Annotated in this window: 14 protein-coding genes and 1 pseudogene; 11 read left to right on the top strand and 4 right to left on the bottom strand. The window is 60.3% G+C overall.

Annotation, left to right across the window (positions count from 1 at the left end; genetic code table 11):
• Nucleotides 1-4: 4 nt before the first annotated feature.
• On the bottom strand, nt 5-2,269 hold the full coding sequence (locus GRF63_RS05820) for a TonB-dependent receptor (protein WP_160484989.1): 2,265 nt from the start codon (nt 2,267-2,269) through the stop codon (nt 5-7).
• 219 nt (nt 2,270-2,488) lie between these two features.
• Between GRF63_RS05820 and GRF63_RS05815 the strand changes: the two genes are divergently transcribed.
• Nucleotides 2,489-3,760 carry an MFS transporter gene (locus tag GRF63_RS05815; RefSeq protein ID WP_160484988.1) on the top strand — a complete coding sequence of 424 codons (1,272 nt, stop codon included), beginning with the start codon at nt 2,489-2,491 and terminating at the stop codon, nt 3,758-3,760.
• Between the two features lie 95 nt (nt 3,761-3,855).
• Here GRF63_RS05815 and GRF63_RS05810 read toward each other — a convergent pair whose 3' ends face one another.
• From GRF63_RS05810 to queF, 3 genes are all read right to left on the bottom strand, one after another.
• The gene (locus GRF63_RS05810; protein ID WP_160484987.1) at nt 3,856-6,039 is read right to left on the bottom strand and encodes a TonB-dependent receptor; all 2,184 of its coding nucleotides are present in this window, start codon (nt 6,037-6,039) and stop codon (nt 3,856-3,858) included.
• 346 nt (nt 6,040-6,385) lie between these two features.
• Nucleotides 6,386-7,690, bottom strand: coding sequence for a UDP-glucose dehydrogenase family protein (locus GRF63_RS05805; protein WP_160484986.1), 1,305 nt, complete (start codon nt 7,688-7,690; stop codon nt 6,386-6,388).
• A gap of 108 nt (nt 7,691-7,798) precedes the next feature.
• Entirely contained in the window at nt 7,799-8,266 is a 468-nt protein-coding gene (queF, locus tag GRF63_RS05800) for a preQ(1) synthase (RefSeq protein ID WP_160484985.1), read from the bottom strand.
• Nucleotides 8,267-8,367: 101 nt separating this feature from the next.
• Between queF and GRF63_RS05795 the strand changes: the two genes are divergently transcribed.
• The 10 genes and pseudogenes from GRF63_RS05795 to GRF63_RS05755 all read left to right on the top strand — a co-directional run bounded on the left by GRF63_RS05795 (nt 8,368) and on the right by GRF63_RS05755 (nt 16,516).
• Nucleotides 8,368-9,249 (top strand): sulfurtransferase, encoded by an 882-nt coding sequence (locus tag GRF63_RS05795; protein WP_160484984.1) that lies wholly within the window; start codon nt 8,368-8,370, stop codon nt 9,247-9,249.
• Nucleotides 9,246-10,463, top strand: a complete 1,218-nt coding sequence (metC, locus tag GRF63_RS05790; protein WP_202131570.1) for a cystathionine beta-lyase — start codon at nt 9,246-9,248, stop codon at nt 10,461-10,463. The genes GRF63_RS05795 and metC overlap by 4 nt, the downstream gene beginning before the upstream one ends.
• A pseudogene (locus tag GRF63_RS16825) lies at nt 10,460-11,050 on the top strand (mechanosensitive ion channel protein); the annotation flags it as partial. The gene metC and the pseudogene GRF63_RS16825, both read left to right, overlap by 4 nt.
• Before the next feature lie 99 nt (nt 11,051-11,149).
• Nucleotides 11,150-11,704: a mechanosensitive ion channel family protein gene (locus tag GRF63_RS16820; protein ID WP_419865953.1), complete on the top strand. Its 555-nt coding sequence runs from the start codon at nt 11,150-11,152 to the stop codon at nt 11,702-11,704.
• Between the two features lie 71 nt (nt 11,705-11,775).
• Nucleotides 11,776-12,504: a hypothetical protein gene (locus GRF63_RS05780; RefSeq protein WP_160484983.1), complete on the top strand. Its 729-nt coding sequence runs from the start codon at nt 11,776-11,778 to the stop codon at nt 12,502-12,504.
• Between the two features lie 68 nt (nt 12,505-12,572).
• Nucleotides 12,573-13,352: a uroporphyrinogen-III C-methyltransferase gene (gene cobA / locus GRF63_RS05775; protein WP_160484982.1), complete on the top strand. Its 780-nt coding sequence runs from the start codon at nt 12,573-12,575 to the stop codon at nt 13,350-13,352.
• Nucleotides 13,349-13,645: a DUF2849 domain-containing protein gene (locus GRF63_RS05770; protein ID WP_160484981.1), complete on the top strand. Its 297-nt coding sequence runs from the start codon at nt 13,349-13,351 to the stop codon at nt 13,643-13,645. Before cobA ends, GRF63_RS05770 begins: the two co-directional genes overlap by 4 nt.
• A 1-nt stretch (nt 13,646) precedes the next feature.
• Nucleotides 13,647-15,281: a nitrite/sulfite reductase gene (locus GRF63_RS05765; RefSeq protein WP_160484980.1), complete on the top strand. Its 1,635-nt coding sequence runs from the start codon at nt 13,647-13,649 to the stop codon at nt 15,279-15,281.
• Nucleotides 15,274-15,738, top strand: a complete 465-nt coding sequence (locus GRF63_RS05760) for a DUF934 domain-containing protein (RefSeq protein ID WP_160484979.1) — start codon at nt 15,274-15,276, stop codon at nt 15,736-15,738. Before GRF63_RS05765 ends, GRF63_RS05760 begins: the two co-directional genes overlap by 8 nt.
• Entirely contained in the window at nt 15,731-16,516 is a 786-nt protein-coding gene (locus GRF63_RS05755) for a phosphoadenylyl-sulfate reductase (RefSeq protein WP_160484978.1), read from the top strand. The genes GRF63_RS05760 and GRF63_RS05755 overlap by 8 nt, the downstream gene beginning before the upstream one ends.
• The last annotated feature ends 11 nt before the right edge of the window (nt 16,517-16,527 follow it).

Below are 16,527 nucleotides of genomic sequence, written 5' to 3'. Positions count from 1 at the left end.
CCTCCTAGAAATCTGCCGATAGTTGCACACCATAGGTCCGCGGGGCGAGCAAGTTGACCCCGACTATCTGGTTCTCGCTGTAGGCTGTATTCACAGTCGAATTGTTGATCGTAACTTCGTCGAACGCATTGTCGATGAATGCACGGACGCGAAACCGGCCCGCCGGATCTTCGTAACCAAGCCCAAAGTTCGCGCGGAAGGATTCGTCTGCCACCGTTTCGACGGTGTAGGCGGTCGAAGGAAAGAAGGCCGACTTGTACTGCCCGCGTCCATCAAGGAAAATGCGCCCGCCATTGCCAAGTTCGAACCCCTGTTCGAACGAACCGCTCAACGTCCATTGGGGCGTCTTGACCGGCTCCAGTCCGGAGCAATCGACATTGAACGGGAATGGCGGACCTACCACGCACAGGGTCGTGGAGCTTGGCGGGGCTACGGTGTCGTAGCTGAACTCGTCATACTCGGCATCTATCCAGCTGGCGGCAAAGCCGATGCGCGTGTCTTCGGCCAGCAGGAATTCCGATTCCAGTTCGATGCCGTAGGCGGTGGTACTGCCGGCGTTTTCGGTGACAAGCACCACCGATCCTGGGCCAATCAGTTTCACGAAGGATATCTGCTGGTCGGTGTAGTCGAGGTAGAACGCCTCGATATTCAGCTGGATCGTATCGTTTGCGAAACGGTTCTTCGTGCCAATCGCATATGCCGTCACGTTTTCGGGATCGTATGTGTTGGAGCCCGGAGGACCGTAGTAGAAACCACCTGCCTTGAAGCCCGTGGAAACGTTGGCGTAGAGCAGGCTGTCAGGTGTGGCATCATATTCCACGCCCAGCTTCCAGTTGACCGAATTCCAGCTTTCCTCCTCCTCTAGGTCGATGGTCTTCACGCCGCTGGGGCCGTCAGGGATCACCGGATCGGGGCCGACGAGGTTCAGCAGATTGTAACGCTCTGAATCCGTTTCCTTGTTCTCGTAAGTGTAGCGCAGCCCGCCGGTAACGCGGAAGTTGTCGGTCAGCGAATAGGTGAGCTGGGAAAAGGCCGCCCAGGTCCAACCCTCGTTGTTCGTGAAGGAGTCGCTGAACCGCCTGTTGTTGAGGCTTTCACTCTGCGACCGGGATTCCATGGTCGTATCGAGGTAATAGAGACCGAAGACATATTGCAGAGGGCCGTCGTTGTTCGATGCCAGCCGCAATTCCGCCGAAGTCTGTGTCGGCATCTGCATTTCGCGCAATTGCCAGCTTGTGCCGGTGCCGACATAGGCACTGTCGGCTTCGCGATAGGCGCCGATGAAGGTGAGATCGCCGATCGAGGTTTCGTAATTCACATTCAGCGCGAGGCCGTAATAGTCGCCCTCGATAAACTGATTTTGCGTCGGCGGCGCTTCGCCTACCGATGTGTACTGCTCGGCAAGATCGGCGATGCCGGTGTACGGATCATCGGCCACGAAGCACGCGCCGGTCTGCGTGTTGCCGGGGATGTTGGCGCATTCCTTGCGGATGGTTGCCCCCGGGCCAACGCCGCCCTGGTGTGCGTAATCGCCCGTTATCAGGATCGAAAGTTCGGGCGTGGGCTCGAACAGCAGCGATGCGCGGATCGCTTCGCCATTATCGTCCGATGCTCCGTCACTCATGTAACCATCGCGGCGCACCCTCTGGCCCGCCACGCGCAAGGCGACGGTATCGGATACCGCCAGATTGAGCGCGCCACCGATATTGAACCGGTCCAGGTTTCCAACCATCAAATTGGCATTGCCGCCATTGCGAAACTCAGGGCGGCGCGGAATAATATTGATCGCGCCAGCCGTGGCATTGCGGCCATACAATGTGCCTTGAGGCCCCTTCAGGATTTCGATCCGCTCAAGATCGTAATAGAGGCCATGCAGCACCGTGGGGGTCGCAAGGTAGACCCCGTCGAGATTTACCGCGACAGCAGAATCGGCAAAGGCGTTGCCGCTCAGCGAACTAATCGACCGGACCGAGAACGTGGCATACGGCCCCGCCGAGGTGTTGACCTGGAAGCCGGGTGAAAGGATGCCGAGATCCTCGACCTGTGTCACACCCCGGTCCATCAAATCCTCGCCGGAAACCGCGGTGATTGCCAGGGCGGCACTCTGCAGGTCTTCCGAACGGCGCTGGGCAGTCACGATGATATCGCCAAGCCTGCCCTCGGCACTCGCCGGGTCCGCCGACGGGCCAGTATCCTGAGCGTATCCAATCGTCGGCAACATCGTGCAGAGCACGGCGAAAGAGACGCTCGCAAAAAGCATCTTTGTCATGCAGAATTCCTCCCCATCTCGAATTAGTTGGCACCAAAATATGGTGGCCATCTTCAGGGGTCTGTCCGTAATTGAGAGGACAAGGCCGACGGTCTTCGCCGCATTTTCCGCTTGGGCCCGCTTCTTTGTCCTCTGCTGAGAGGACAAGGCGTGAGCGGGCGATTTGTCAGAACATGCGCCTGCTAGAGCGAACGATGAGTTTGCCGGATGGGAGAGTTCATGGCCGATACCAACAATGGCCGAACGGATGACGAAAGGCGATTTAGCAAAGCGCAGCTAACCGCAATCGGGATAGCCGCCGCGATCTTCTTTCTTGACGGACTGATCCACACGATCTTGGGTCCAATGGCCCCGGAAATCTCGCGCGAAATGGGCCTCGATAACACGACGCTCGGCCCGATTTTCTCCGCCAACCTGATGGGCCAGACCATTGGCCTGCTCAGCTTTCCGATCATCGCCGGGCGATACGGCCATCGCGTGGCGGTGATTATCGCAGTCATCGGCTTTTGCCTTGCGCAATTTGCCACGGCGCTGGCCTGGGATGCCACTTCGCTCTTTTCATTCCGGTTCATCGACGGGATTTTCCTGGGCGGCGCGATGCCCAGTGGCCTCGCCATCGTTGCCAAGGTCGCTCCCAAGGCGAGGCGCGGCCTTGCCGTCAGCATGCTCTTCACCGGCTACGGAGCGGGCGCGACCGCATCCGGCATCGTGGCTTCGGCATTCCTCGATGCAGGCGGCTGGCGCATCGCCGTCGGTCTGATCGGTTGCGTCTCGGCACTGACGGCACTGGTTGCGATCCGTTACCTGCACGGCGTGGACGGGCCGCCGGAACAATCTGTCGGCACTGATGGCCAGCCTGCTGACAAGGACAGGATCCTGGATGTCGTGCGCCCGCGCCTGCTGGCTGGCACGCTGCTGCTGTGGACCCTGTTCATCTGCATGCTGACAATCCAGTACTGCCTCAGCTCCTGGCTGCCCACGCTGCTGGTACAAGTCGGGCGTGACCAGTCCTTTGCGGCCCTGTCCGTGACCATCTTCTCGTTGGGCGGGATTATCGCCGCGCTTGGCGTCGGCATACTCATCGACCGTTTTGGAGCGACCCAGGTGCTAGTGACCTTGCTGCTCATCGCGACCACGATGCTGTTCATCATCGGACAGGTCCTGGCCAGCGCGTCAGGTACGATGCTGATGGTCCTGCTCGGTATCGGCGGGTTCTTCTTCCTTGGTGCCTATGGCGGAGTGAATGTGGTGCTCGCCACCTATTACCCGGAAGCCTTGCGCGCCATCGGGATCGGATTGACCAAGAGCGTGGGCCGCGTCGGAACATTCGTCGCGCCGGTGATGATCGGGATCGGGCTGGATGCCGGCATTGCCGAAACCTCGATAATGTCATCGTTCGCGCTGCCTGCTGGCGTTGCCGCGCTCTCGGTCCTGGGTATCGGGATCGCAGCGCGCTGGCGGCAACGCCGGATGGCAGCCGCACGGCTGTAATTTGGGCAACCGCTTCGGGCGGCCCGCAAACCGCCATCTCCCGATGGAAGTAAGAAGCGGACGAGCCATCGTGGCCCGCCCGCTTTCTAACCCGCTCAGAAGTTTTTCGTTACCGAGACGCCATAGGTGCGCGGCTCGCCATGCTTGGTGAGGTAGGCACCGATGGGCGGGAACGGGAAGGACTCGTTCAGATATTCGGTTTCGAACGCATTCTTGAGGAATGCCGAAACGACCAGACCTGCATCTTCCTGCTCATACCGCAGGAATGCATTGACGATCGTGTGACGCCCCTGACTGGCGAGCAGATCCTGATTGTTATCGAGATACTGGCGACTGTTGTAAATCGCTTCTACCCGCGGGGTGAGCGTAGACGTGTTGCTGATGTCGAACTCATATTGCGCTGAACCCGTCAAATTGAGCTTCGGAGCCAGCGGCAGGCGATTGCCTTCGAGGAATGCCAGGTTCTGGATCTCCACATCCGTGATCTTGGCGTTCAACCAGGTGCCTGCCAGTGCCAGCGTAATGGCGCGCACGGGCCGCAATGTCAGATCCGTTTCCACGCCATAGGTACGCGCCGAAGCGGCATTCACCACCTGCGTAACCGGCACGATCCCGTCGACAAAGTTAAACACCTGCAGATCGCTGAAATCATTGTAGAAGCCAGCAAGGTTGAAGATGATCGCACGGTCCAGCCAGGTGGATTTGAAGCCAGCTTCATAGGCGTTCACATATTCCGGGTTCACGGTTGTGAATTCGCCCGGCACGAAGACGGTGCCGTTAAATCCGCCCGTCTTGAAGCCGCGATTGTAGCTGGCGTACAGCAGTTTCGTCGGCTCCATCTGGAAGTTCACGCCCAGCTTGTATGTCGGCGCCTTGAACGTGCGCTTCGTATAATCATCCACCAGGGTGACCGGGAAACCGGAGAAATCATACACGCCATCATCGATGGTGAGGAATTCGATGCTCTTTTCCTCATAGGTATAACGCGCCCCGGCGATCAGGCTGAGCCGGTCCGTCACATCATAGGTCAGCTGTCCGAAGGCGGCATAGTCAGTGGTGTTCTGGGTATAGTTCTGGTCACTCGTCCCGCCGAAGAAGGTGGTGATATTGGCGGCCTTCAGTTTTTCGTCAAATACGTAGAGGCCGGCTAGCCACGACAGCGGGCCGCCGTCGGTGGAGGCCATCCGCAGTTCCTGCGAAAATTGGCGGCTCAGATCGTTGTAATCGACCGTCGCGATATCGGCGCCGCTGGCATCGGTATCTTCCCACAGCGAATACTTCGTACGATCGAAGGCGGAAACGGAGACGATGTCCACGGCATCAAGCTCAACCTCGATCCGCAGGATCGCGCCGTTCTGGCGAATGCGCTCGCGTTCATCCACAAGGTCGCTTGCGATGGTGAAAAAGTCATCGCTGGCGACATAGCCGTTGATATCGCCCAGCTTGCCGTTGCCGGTGGGGATCAGGCCGCGGCTGTAGTAATAATTGGGATTGGCCCTGGTGTTGGCGGCATGCACATTTGCCGTCACCGTTACCGCTTCGCTCACATCATAGCGCAGGATCGCGCGGCCCGCATAATTGCGATAGCCATAGGTGCGTTCTCCAACGAATTCATTGAATTCCGCACCGTGGCGACGTTCAAAGGTGCCGGCAAGGCGCACCGCCGCCTGATCATTCAGCGGGAGAGTCACACCCGCTTCCACGCCCTTCAGCGAAAGGTTGCCGACACGCGCGGTTACTTGGCCTTCAAGATCGTAGCCCGGCTGTTTCGAATTCAGATTGATCGCGCCGCCGGTGGTGTTCTTGCCATAGAGAATGCCCTGCGGGCCGCGCAGCACCTCGACACTTTCCAGATCGTACATCTGTGAAAGCTGGCCGGATCGGGCCGCGATATAGACTTCGTCCTGATAAACGCCGACGGCCTGCTGGTCCGTCGCGTTGAAGCTTTTGAAGCTGATCCCGCGAATGGCGAAGACCGGCTTTGAAAACTGGAAAGAGCCCGCAACCTGCAAACCCGGCGTGGCAACCGCCAGTGCGCGGGTATCGGTGATCTGGGAGCGGGCGAGCCCCTCGCTATCATAAGCGGTGATCGAAATCGGGACTTTCTGCAGCGGCTCTGCACGGCGCTGTGCGGTGACGACGATCTCGTTGCTGGCAGCCTGCTCCTCGGCTGCGGGAGACTGCGCATCCTGCGCAAGAGCGATTGATGACGTGCTGCAAAGAGCCGCCGCCGCCAGAGCCTTCAACCCGTTTTGCAGAACCGAGACTTCGTTCATCATACTTTCCTCCGCTGGCCAAGTCGATTTATTTCAAACTTGAACTTAATTCTTCGGCAGAGGTAGACCAGTTGTTTCAAGCTGAAAATATATTTTTCGCGTATCTGAAAAACTGGGCGTGATTGCGGCAGCTTTGCCACAGGGGCATGCCAACGCGCTCCCGAATTCTATGGAAGGGTGAAAGGCTTTGTCATCCCATCGGGCGCAGGACCGCCCTTACCGGTGCCGCTCTCTTCGGAGTGTTGACGCCCAGTATGTCTTCAGCACGGATCGGAAATAGAAAAAGCCCGCCGGATCAGCGTTCTGCCGACCCGACGGGCTTTTCGTACCTAATTCAGATGCTGCGGTGTTACCGCCCGACGGCGATATAGGTGAAGCCGTGACGCTCCACATCGCTGCGGCTGTAAAGGTTGCGCAGGTCCACCAGCAACGGCTCGCTCAGCAGGCCTTTCACGCGATCAAGATCAAGCGCGCGGAACGTGTCCCACTCGGTCACGATAACGGCGGCATCGGCGCCCTCCATCGCATCGTAAGGACCATCGCAATAGGTGACGTTGTTCATCACCTTCTTCGCCTGGTCCATGCCCTCGGGATCGAAGGCTTTCACCTGGATGCCGGCATCCTGCAGGGCCTGCACCACGCTGATGGCGGGGCTGTCACGCATGTCGTCGGTGTTGGCCTTGAAGGTGAGGCCCAGTACCGCAACTGTCTTGCCATGCTGGTCTCCACCGCCAAGCGCGTTGATGACCTTGCGACCCATGCCACGCTTGCGCTGATCATTGCTGGCTACGACGCTTTCGACGATGCGCAGCGGGCTTTCATAATCCTGCCCGGTCTTCAGCAGGGCTAGCGTATCCTTCGGGAAACAGCTGCCGCCATAGCCGGGGCCCGGCATCAGGAAGCGGTTGCCGATACGGTTGTCGAGGCCAATGCCCTTGGCCACATCACGAACATCGGCACCCACCTTTTCGCAAAGGTCCGCGATTTCATTGATGAAACCGATCTTGGTGGCGAGGAATGCGTTGCCTGCATATTTCGTCAGCTCGGCTGCACGGCGGCTCATCACCACCAAAGGCGACTCGTTGCGTGTCAGCGGGCGGTAAATCTCTTCCAGCACCTGCTCTGCATGGGCATCGTTCACGCCGATCACCACGCGGTCAGGCCGCTTGAAATCGTCGATGGCCGCGCCTTCGCGCAGGAATTCCGGGTTCGATGCGACGGAGAATTCCAGCTCCGGCGCTGCTTCGCGAATGATGCGTTCCACCTCGTCACCTGTACCAACGGGCACGGTGGACTTGTCGACCACGACAACGCCCTTGGGCAGCAGGGGCGCCATTTCGCGCGCGGCGGCATAGACATAGGACAGATCCGCGTGGCCATCACCGCGGCGGCTGGGCGTGCCCACGGCGATGAACACCGCGTCCGTACCGGGCAGCGCCTGCTTCAGATCAAGTGTAAAGGACAGCCGACCCGCTTCGACGTTCTTGGCCACCAGCTCGTCCAGGCCCGGCTCAAAAATCGGGATTTCGCCGTTCAGCAGCGCGTCGATCTTCGACTGATCCTTGTCGACGCAAATCACTTCGTGCCCGAAATCGGCAAAGCAAGCGCCCGAAACCAAGCCGACGTAGCCTGTGCCAATCATTACAATACGCATGGAAATCCCCAAATCATTCTGTTCGAATCCGCGCGGCTTATAGCGCGCTGAAGTCAGACAATGGTTAAACTATATTGGACAGCCACGTCCGCAATATAACTATTTTGGTCAACCCCGTCCGCGGTAGGACGAAACCCCCTGTTGAGGGAGCCACAAGTCTTCGGGCGGCGCGCCGCTTTGCCAGAAAACGTCGATCGGGATGCCACCGCGCGGATACCAATAGCCGCCAATACGCAGCCAACGCGGCTTCATTTCTTCGAACAGTCGCTGACCGATGCCAACCGTCACATCTTCATGAAAGCCGTTGTGATTGCGAAAAGCGCCCAGGAAGAGCTTCAGGCTCTTGCTCTCCACGATGGTTTCCCCCGGCGCATAATCGATCACCAGATGCGCGAAATCGGGCTGGCCTGTTACCGGGCAAAGCGAGGTGAACTCCGGCGCGGCGAAGCGCACCAGATACAGTGTGCCCGCCCTGGGATTGGGCACGTAATCCAGCACGGCCTCCTCCGGAGATGCAGGCAAGGCGCTGGTCTGGCCGAGGTGAAGCGGATTCACCGGATTATCTCTGTCGCTCATGGCCCGCCAAATGGCGCGAGACGGCGCGGAGTGCAAGCCGCATGGCTTTAACAGCGCCCGTGGCCATTTACGAAAGGGGTGGCACAGGTTACGCCCCCGGCATGACCTTACTCGTGACGACGGAATGGCTATCCGGGCAGCTGGACGCGCAGGATCTGGTAATTCTGGATGCCTCTTCACACCTACCCATGGCCGGCCGAGATGCATCTGCCGAATATGCAGAAGCGCATATTCCCGGAGCCCGCTATCTGGATCTGAAAAACCTGATCGATCCCGATGGCGATGTGATGGCCGCCCTGCCCACCCGCGCGCAGTTTGATGCACATATGGGAAGGCTGGGCCTGCGTGATACCGATGACGTGGTGCTTTACGATAACAGCGTGATGCGCACATCTGCCCGCGCTTGGTTCATCTTCCGGCTTTACGGCGTTTCCAATATCTCGATCCTCGATGGCGGCATGCAGAAATGGCTGGCGGAAGACAGACCCGTGGAAAGCGGCCGGCGGCAATTCACGCCGTCCACCTTCGTATCCACCGGAGGGATGGGGGACTTGCGTGACAAGCGCGATGTTCTTTCCAATCTGGAGACGCACGCCGAACAGGTCATCGATGCTCGGGATAATCCGCGCTTCACCGGCAAGGAACCTGACTTTCGCCCCGAAGTTGCTTCCGGCCATATACCGGGATCGTACAACGTCCCGTTCGACAGCATGCTGAACCCCGATGGCACGTTCAAGGACGCGGCCGGCCTGCGCGCAGCATTTATCGAGGCTGGCGTTGATCTTGATCGCCCCCTCACCGCCAGCTGCGGCAGCGGCGTGACGGCTTCGGTTCTGCTGCTGGCGCTGGAGATGATCGGCAAAAACGACACGGCTCTGTATGATGGCAGCTGGAGCGATTGGGGCACCGATCCCGATACGCCGAAGGAAACGGGCCACGGTGCGAATGGTGCAAATGGCGCGAATGGCGGAGCAGGCGCTTGAGCGGGAAGGATCACAAGCCGGCCACGCGCCTGATAGAAGTCGGGCGCAAGCGCGAATGGACCAGCATTCCAGGCGCAAAGGGCTGCGTGGTTAGCCCCCCTGTCTGGCGCGCCAGCACGCATCTGTATGAGGATTGCGAGGATCTGGCACGAGGACGTCCCAACGAAGATGGCCATTTCTACTACGGTCGGCGCGGCGGGCCTACGCAATGGGCGCTGGCCGATGCGCTGACCGCGCTGGAACCCGGCGCGGACGGGACGGAACTGTTCCCCAGCGGCGTTGCAGCCATTGCCTGCACCTTGATGGCCCTGCTGCGTCCGGGTGATGAATTGCTGGTGACGGACAACGCCTATGAACCGACGCGCAGCATAGCGCTGTCGATGTTGAAGCAGTTCGGCATAACCGCGAAGCCGTTCGATCCGCTTGCGCCTGAAAGCCTGGCGGACCTGATAGGCGAGAATACCAAGGCCGTTATGCTGGAAAGCCCCGGCAGCCTGACGATGGAAGTGTGCGACATACCCGCCCTTGCCGCCATCGCCCGCAAGCACGGCATGCTATCCATCATCGACAACACCTGGGCCAGCCCGCTCGGCTTCCCGGCATTGCAGCACGGCTGCGATGTTTCGGTGATGAGTCTGACAAAACATGTGGGCGGCCATTCGGACGTGATGATGGGCAGCGCCTCTGCAGCCAAGCCCGTTATCAACCGTATCCGCAGGCAAGCCCAGTTCATGGGTCAGGTCGTCTCCCCCGATGATGCGGCCCTTGCCATGCGCGGCCTGCGCACGATGCAGGTACGGCTGCGGCAATCGACCGGCACAGCCGTCCAGATTGCCGAATGGCTGAGCAACCATCCCGCGGTTGCCGCAGTGCTTTGCCCCATGTTGCCCGGTGCACCAGGCCATGATCTGTGGCGCAGGGATTTTTCCGGCGGCTGCGGCCTGTTCAGTTTCGTGATGGCCAATCACGTCGATGCAGCGGCCCGTGCCCGTTTCATTGATGCGCTGGATCTGTTCGGCGTGGGCTTCAGCTGGGGCGGTTTTGAAAGCCTAGCCATCCCCTTCGATCCGGCACCGGTGCACACGCTGCGCCCGTGGCCTCCGGGTATTGATACAGGCAGCGGGCTTGGCGTGCGGCTGTCAATCGGGTTAGAAGATGCCAGCGACCTGATCGGCGATCTCGCCCAGGGTCTGGACGCGATGGGAATTTCATGAGCGCGACGAATGCCACAATGCCGGAAGCGCAAAGCACGGCCGAGGCACAACCAAACCCCGATGCCGTGACATTGCGCAATCCGGAGACGGGTGAACCGCTGATCAATCCTGAGACCGGTGAACCGCTGATGGGCGTACCCGCTCAGCCCGAAGCGGTTATGATCATGGACCCGGAAACGGGCGAACCGATTATCGATCCTGACACGGGGGAGCCGCTGATGGCCATCCCCGACGCGATCGAAACGCCCGCTGCCGATCCCGAACCCGTTACCGCGATCACCACCTCTGATGATCTTCGCGAAGCGGTTACCGAGCGCAGCGAAACCGTGGGCGGCATCGTCGACACGCTGGATAGCGCAAAGCTTGAAGTCGGCTCCATCAGTTTCTCGATGTGGGATTTCGTGGTGCTGATGCTGGTCATCGCGCTGGTGCTATTCATCGCCTGGGGCGTGACCCGCCTCAGCCGCTATGCCCTGCGCCGGATGACGAAACTGGACAGTTCGCAAAGGCTGCTGTCCGAGAAGATTTCCACCATCGTCATCTGGGCGGTGGCCTTCCTCATCGGGATAGACCTGCTGGGCATCGATCTTACCGCGCTGGCGGTGTTTTCGGGCGCATTCGGCCTCGCCATCGGTTTCGGCCTGCAGAAAACCTTCGGTAACCTGATCGCGGGCATCATCCTGCTGATGGACAAGTCTATCAAGCCGGGAGACGTGATCTCCGTGGCGGATTCCGCCGGCAACGAGGGGTTCGGCCAGATCCGCAAGATCGGCATTCGCGCTATCTCGGTGGTGACGCGGGATCAGACGGAATATCTCATCCCGAACGAAAACCTGATGATCAACCAAGTGGTCAACTGGTCCTACAGCTCTCGCGATGTGCGGGTGAAGGCCCCTGTCGGCGTTGCTTATGACAGTGATCTCGATCTGGTGGAAAAGCTGCTTTACAAGGCCGTGGAGGAAACCCCGCGCATTCTGCCAACGCCAAAGGCGCGCGTGAATATCATGGCCTTCGGCAACAGTTCTGTCGATTTCGAACTGCGCTTCTGGATCAGTGATCCCGAAGGCGGCCTCGCGAACATCCGGTCTGACGTTTACAAGCGCATCTGGCAGCTGTTCAAGGAAAACGACATCGAGATCCCGTTCCCTCAAAACGATATAAACTTGCGCAGGAACGAGCCTTTCGAACAGCTGGTCGCCGCAATCGGTCAACGGCTGGAAAAGGATTCCACCAACGGTTGATTTTGTCCGACGAGCTTCCTTCGGGCCTCTAAGCACCAGTGATATACCCCGCGGTCACGAAGTCGGGGTTTATGACACAGTATCTGGCTATCATTACCGCCTACGGTGCGGTCGCCATCCTGGTCTGGCTTTCGGCCCTGCTGTACCCGCGCCTGATCCCCGCCGCCTTGGGTTGCGGCACGGATCGGCGTTGGCGAAGGGCCGGCCTGTTCGCCCTTGCCGCGCTTACGTTTGTCGTTCTGGAATATCTTCGCGGGTTCTGGCTTGTGCAGATTGGCGAAACGCTCTTCTTGGCTGTGCTGATCCAGGTCGTGATCTATCTGCCTTTCCTTGGCTACATCCTGCTATGCGGTGGCCGCCGGGCCGCGTTCGTACCGGAAAGGGGCGCGCTGCGATCGCTGCTGATAGGCGTCGGCCTGGCGATCCTGGCGCTGGTCGCGTATTTGTCCACCTTCATGCCCGGCGCCAGCACGGTTACTACGCCATCGTTTTCCGCTGCGGACAGCATCGTGATAGTCACGCAAACCCTGATGCAAACCTTGGCGCTTGGCGCATTCCTGGCGATGATCAGCGAAGGCTGGTCCGCAAGGCTGGCGCTAACGCTTTCCTCTCTTGTAATCGTGGTTTTCCATGTGCCGGAGATCATGCAGAGCGGCCTCTCCGCTGCGTGGCTGGGGCCGGTGCTGGTGCATCTTGCCATCGGCCTCGGCCTCTTCTCCGCCGTCCTTTTTACGCGCAACATCGTGTGGTTCTGGCCCGTCTATGCCGTGCTGGCGCTGGCCCAGACCATGTCCGCATAAAGCTGACCTAGGGCACCGCCAAAGCTTTCTCACTGGCAGACCCACCATGCGGCGCGCATTTTGGCGTCATGGAAAATGGCACGATCTTTCTGGTGGGCGCAGGCCCCGGCGATCCCGACTTGCTCACGCTGCGCGCAGCGCGCCTGATCGAGAGCGCGACGCTTATCGTTCACGATGGACTGGTGGATGATGCCATCCTCGCCATGGCGCGCAAGGAAGCAACGCTGGTTTCGGTTGCGAAGCAGCGGGCTAGGCACACCCTTCCGCAAGAGGATATCAACGCCCTGCTGGTGCGCGAAGCTCTGGCCGGACGCGACGTCGTGCGCCTGAAAGGCGGCGATCCCTTCGTTTTCGGGCGCGGCGGTGAAGAGATGGAAGCAGCGCAGGCCGCTGGTGTGGCAGTGCAGGTTGTGCCCGGCATCAGCGCCGCGAACGGCGCAGCGGCTGCCAGCGGGATTGCCCTCACCCACCGGGAAGACGCCAGCATCGTCAGCTTCGTGGCAGGCCAGTGCAAGGGCCTGTCGGAGCAGGACTGGGCAGGCCTTGCCGGCAAGGGCCGCACGCTGGTGATCTATATGGGCGTGAAAACCGCACCGCAGATTGCCGAGAAGCTGATGGCTGACGGGCTAGCGCCCGACATGCCAATTGCCGTGATCGAAAAGGCTTGCCGCGCCGATATGCGCGTGCTGCGCGGGCCGCTGGCCGGCCTTCCCGATCTGGTGGAGCGCGAGGCGGTGCAAAGCCCTGCGCTGATCGTGATCGGCCATGTCACTGCGCGCGGCGATGCTGCGCTTGTTCAAATCGCCCAAGAAACCACCCGAGAGACCACTGGGGAAACTGCATCGTGAAGATCCTTACAGGAAACGACCTGAAATCCGGCGCCGTCGTATGGTGGGACGGCCAGGGATGGTCGACCCACATTACCGAGGCCGTGGACGCGGGCGAGAATGCCGACAGCATCATCGCCACCGAAGACGCCGCCCGCCGCGTGAACGCCGCCTACGCCATCGATGCCGAGCAGACCGAGGACGGCCCTCGCCCGGCACACATCAAGGACCGGGTGCGCGCGCTCGGCCCCACAATTCGCCCCGATCTCGCCGTTCCAGCGGCAGACAAGATGGGCTGGGACTGGGTAATCTGACATGTATCAATATGACCAATATGACCAGGCCATGGTCGACGCCCGTGTCGAGGAATTTCGCGACCAGTGCCGTCGCCGCCTCGAAGGCACGCTGACAGAGGACCAGTTCAAGCCGCTGCGGCTGCAGAACGGCCTCTACCTGCAACTGCACGCCTACATGCTGCGCGTCGCTATTCCCTATGGCACGCTGAGCGGTAAGCAGATGCACGCGCTGGCCGATATCGCGGACAAGTATGATCGTGGCTATGGCCACTTCACCACGCGGCAGAACATCCAGTACAACTGGATCAAGCTGGAAGATTGCGGAGACATCCTGGCCGATCTTGCCAAGGTGGAAATGCACGCCATCCAGACCAGCGGCAACTGCATCCGCAACATCAGTTCCGATCAATACGCCGGTGCCGCCGCCGATGAACTGGTAGACCCGCGCCCCTATGCAGAACTGCTGCGCCAGTGGTCCAGCTTCCACCCGGAATTCGCCCACCTGCCGCGCAAGTTCAAGATCTGCGTCATCGCGTCCGAGAAGGATCGCGCGGCCATGCGTCTGCACGATATCGGCATCAACATCGTGAAGAACGCCGAGGGCACGCTGGGCGTGGCATTCTACGTGGGTGGCGGCATGGGCCGTACCCCGATGATTGCCCCGCTGATCCGCGAATTCGTTCCGCTGGACCAGATGGTGACCTACTCCGAGGCGTGCCTGCGCGTCTACAACCGCCACGGACGGCGCGACAACAAGTACAAGGCCCGCATCAAGATCCTGGTGCATGAAATGGGCGCGGAGGAATATACGCGCCAGGTGGAGGAGGAATTCGCTCACCTGCTGGAACAGGATATCGAACCGCCCATCGCAGAACTGGACCGCATTCGCAGCTATTTCCAGCCGCCCGAATTTGCCACCGGCCTTGCTGAAAAGGCAGACCGGTCGGACCCGGACTTTGCCCTGTGGATCGATCGCAACTGCTCGCCCCACAAGGTGCCGGGCTATGTCTCGGCAGCGATCAGCCTGAAGCCCGTTGGCGGCATTCCCGGCGATGCTTCGGCGCAGCAAATGCACCTGATGGCGGAGCTTGCGAAGGATTACAGCTTCGACGAATGCCGCGTCACCCATGCGCAGAATATCATCCTGCCGCATGTGGAAGTGGGCCGCCTGTACGAGCTGTGGGAGAAGCTGGACGAAGCCGGTCTTGGCACTGCCAATCTGGATCAGGTGGGTGACATTATCGCCTGCCCCGGCCTTGATTATTGCAGCCTCGCCAACGCTCGCTCCATCCCCGTTTCGCAGAAGATTTCGGAACGCTTCGCTGCAAACGGCAAGGGTGAATTGCTGGGCGAGCTGAAGCTGAAAATCTCCGGCTGCATCAACGCCTGTGGTCATCACCACGCGGGCCACATCGGCATCCTCGGGGTCGATCGCAAAGGCGTTGAGAATTACCAGCTGCTGCTTGGCGGTAGCGAGGCGGAGGACGTTTCGCTGGCCAAGATCACCGGACCCGGTTTCAACGAAGACGGCATCGTGGACGCGGTAGAAACCGTGGCCGACCTTTACCTGGAGCGGCGCGAGGACGGGGAACGCTTCCTCGATACCTATCGCCGCCTTGGCATGGATACCTTCAAGGAGGCACTTTATGGCTGATCGCAACCCTGTGGACCTCGGCACCGGTCGGGACGACGTGCAGCTGCGCTTTCGCAGTGATGAGCAGGCCGGGATCGCCGCAGTGACGGTGGATTCCTTCCTTGATCAGCCCGATGCAGAAGCCGTTCGGATAGAGCCCGGCGATAACGCGCTGGACCTGTTGCCGCATCTTTCGCGCCTGCGCCTGGTGGAAGTGAACTTCCCCGCCTTTACCGACGGGCGCGGCTATTCCTCGGCACGCACGCTGCGTGAGCATGGCTATACCGGCGAACTGCGCGCCGTGGGTGACGTGCTGGTGGACCAACTGCGTTTCATGCGCCGCTGCGGCTTCGATGCCTTCGCGCCGGACGCACCGATCAACGAGGCCGACGCCGCAGCCGCTCTGGAACGGTTTGATCACGTGTATCAGCCCGCCGCGGATGAGGCTGTTCCCATCTGGACCTTGCGGCATGGGTGAAGCGGCCCGCAACATAGACCGGATAGACACCGCCCCTGACTTTACCCAGGCCGATGCCGATGCCCTGAATGCACGGTTCGAGGGCGTGACAGCGCCTGAAATGCTGTCCGAATTGCTGGCAGAGGATACGCTGGGCCGCATCGGAGTGGTCTCCAGCTTTGGCACCGAGGCCATCGTGTTGCTGCACCTGGTGGCGCAGGCCAACAGGGACGTGCCCGTGATATTCGTCGATACGATGAAGATGTTCGATGAAACCCTGGCCTATCGCGAACAGGTGATCGATCTCCTGGGTTTCACCAATGCCAGCGTCGTGCAGCCTGATCCCAGGGTTCTGGAAGCCAAGGACGAAACCGGTATGCGCTGGTCATACGACCCTGATGGCTGCTGCGAAATCCGCAAGGTGGAGCCGATGCGCCGGGCCAAGCAGTCGCTCGACAGCTGGATTTCCGGGCGCAAGGCTTTCCAGTCGCAGACCCGCCAGAACCTGCCCCGGTTCGAGGTGGAGGATGGCCGCATGAAGGTGAACCCGCTGGGTGACTGGACCAAGGCCGATCTCGATGCCTATTTCGAGGAGCATGATCTGCCGCGCCATCCACTGGAAGCGCTGGGCTATCCTTCGGTGGGCTGCTCGCCGTGCACCAGCACCGTAATGCCGGGCGAAGATCCGCGCGCCGGGCGCTGGCGTGGGTGGGACAAGACCGAATGCGGCATCCATTCAACCACCGTGCCCAAGGGCGATGATGGTGAACTGCCGCCGGGTTACGAGCCTTTTCTCTAGGAGGGGCGCGT

The sequence above is a fragment of the Aurantiacibacter rhizosphaerae genome (assembly GCF_009807005.1).
In the GTDB taxonomy this organism is placed as follows: domain Bacteria; phylum Pseudomonadota; class Alphaproteobacteria; order Sphingomonadales; family Sphingomonadaceae; genus Alteraurantiacibacter; species Alteraurantiacibacter rhizosphaerae.
Note: the sequence above shows the minus strand (reverse complement) of the source record. Positions and strands in the feature narration are given on the sequence as shown.

Coding starts and splice junctions, on each gene's coding strand:
- GRF63_RS05820 (WP_160484989.1), bottom strand. CDS start 2,269: ATGACAAAGATGCTTTTTGCGAGCGTCTCTTTCGCCGTGCTCTGCACG.
- GRF63_RS05815 (WP_160484988.1), top strand. CDS start 2,489: ATGGCCGATACCAACAATGGCCGAACGGATGACGAAAGGCGATTTAGC.
- GRF63_RS05810 (WP_160484987.1), bottom strand. CDS start 6,039: ATGATGAACGAAGTCTCGGTTCTGCAAAACGGGTTGAAGGCTCTGGCG.
- GRF63_RS05805 (WP_160484986.1), bottom strand. CDS start 7,690: ATGCGTATTGTAATGATTGGCACAGGCTACGTCGGCTTGGTTTCGGGC.
- queF (WP_160484985.1), bottom strand. CDS start 8,266: ATGAGCGACAGAGATAATCCGGTGAATCCGCTTCACCTCGGCCAGACC.
- GRF63_RS05795 (WP_160484984.1), top strand. CDS start 8,368: ATGACCTTACTCGTGACGACGGAATGGCTATCCGGGCAGCTGGACGCG.
- GRF63_RS16820 (WP_419865953.1), top strand. CDS start 11,150: ATGGACAAGTCTATCAAGCCGGGAGACGTGATCTCCGTGGCGGATTCC.
- GRF63_RS05780 (WP_160484983.1), top strand. CDS start 11,776: ATGACACAGTATCTGGCTATCATTACCGCCTACGGTGCGGTCGCCATC.
- cobA (WP_160484982.1), top strand. CDS start 12,573: ATGGAAAATGGCACGATCTTTCTGGTGGGCGCAGGCCCCGGCGATCCC.
- GRF63_RS05765 (WP_160484980.1), top strand. CDS start 13,647: ATGTATCAATATGACCAATATGACCAGGCCATGGTCGACGCCCGTGTC.
- GRF63_RS05760 (WP_160484979.1), top strand. CDS start 15,274: ATGGCTGATCGCAACCCTGTGGACCTCGGCACCGGTCGGGACGACGTG.
- GRF63_RS05755 (WP_160484978.1), top strand. CDS start 15,731: ATGGGTGAAGCGGCCCGCAACATAGACCGGATAGACACCGCCCCTGAC.